At 44.0% G+C, this 1,152-nt stretch carries 2 protein-coding genes; both read left to right on the forward strand.

The features are described from left to right. The first annotated feature begins 136 nt into the window (after positions 1-136). Positions 137-460 (forward strand): hypothetical protein, encoded by a 324-nt coding sequence (locus FT643_RS23045; RefSeq protein ID WP_156873743.1) that lies wholly within the window; start codon positions 137-139, stop codon positions 458-460. Further along, the gene (locus tag FT643_RS23050; RefSeq protein WP_156873744.1) at positions 447-842 is read left to right on the forward strand and encodes a hypothetical protein; all 396 of its coding nucleotides are present in this window, start codon (positions 447-449) and stop codon (positions 840-842) included. The genes FT643_RS23045 and FT643_RS23050 overlap by 14 nt, the downstream gene beginning before the upstream one ends. Positions 843-1,152 lie beyond the last annotated feature (310 nt).

The raw sequence follows: 1,152 nt of genomic DNA on the forward strand, positions 1-1,152 counted from the left end.
TAATCAATCAAAGCTATAACAAGTTGCAGCACGCAGACCCAGTTACGCCGCACAAATATGCGGTCGCTGCGCTTTTACCACATATTTGTACGTCGCAACTGGGCTGGTGTGCAAGGCGTTAAATGCCAAGGAAAGTATGGAGAACTTAAACGAAATTCATTGGCACGACTCAGTGATTGAGTCGGTCATAGAAATTCCAGCGAAAGATCAGTTGATCTACAACGTTCAGTACCCTGAAAACTGGGAGCAAAATATATTTGTGCCAAAAGCTATTACTTTCAGTGGCTATCATTCTCACGCTATCGAAGAAATGCCATTTGAAGGCAATCCAACAATCTTGGCCGTCTCTGTGGTTGAGGAAATAGATGGTTTTACCACCATCAAGCTAGAGACCAATGCTGGCAATCGCTACATCACAGCTCAAGGCCTCAATATTGGGGTTCAGAGTGTCAGCATTTAACAAGGCGGTGTTGTCGCCTTCGGCTGGGACTGCCATTCCGCTGGCGCTCCATGTCAGCCCCAAACCGCGGCGTTATGTATATAATCTGCGAATGGTGTATGAAATGAGTAAATATTCGCGAGCATTAATTTTGCTTAATATCTTGGTGTTAATAATTTGGATATTTTCCATGCTCATTAATTTCGCACCTGTGCGAATAGATGCTGAGCAATATGCTGATTTAACAGAATCGCAGATACGTTTGCTTTGGACACTTAAAGGATCTGGGTTTCAAGAAGGATATGCGATTGGGATGACCTTCTTTAGTTTTGGGGTTTTGGTTTTGGTGCTGAATACCGTGCATTTATGTATTAGAAGCCGTGTTCTGGAAGGGCATTTGTAGAGAGTTTGTATTTCAAAGCGCTCATCAATTGTAAGTAAATTACAGATATTCGAATTGAAATACGGCAGTCACATAACAAAAAAATGCACCGTGGACCCGAAAGGCGGGGCGCAGTTTGTGTGTTCGCTGCGCTCATTATCACACAAACTCCACCCCGCCTTTCGGGCCGGTGATTTTGGCGTTAGAGCTCCGTGTTACCCACTTTCAGTAGACACCCTGTTATAGTTAGAACCTATGATATGAGGTGTTCGAAATGACCCGAAAGAAAAGACAGACCTATACCGAAGAATTTCGCCGAGAGGCCGTAAAG

The organism is Ketobacter sp. MCCC 1A13808 (assembly GCF_009746715.1).
GTDB lineage: Bacteria > Pseudomonadota > Gammaproteobacteria > Pseudomonadales > Ketobacteraceae > Ketobacter.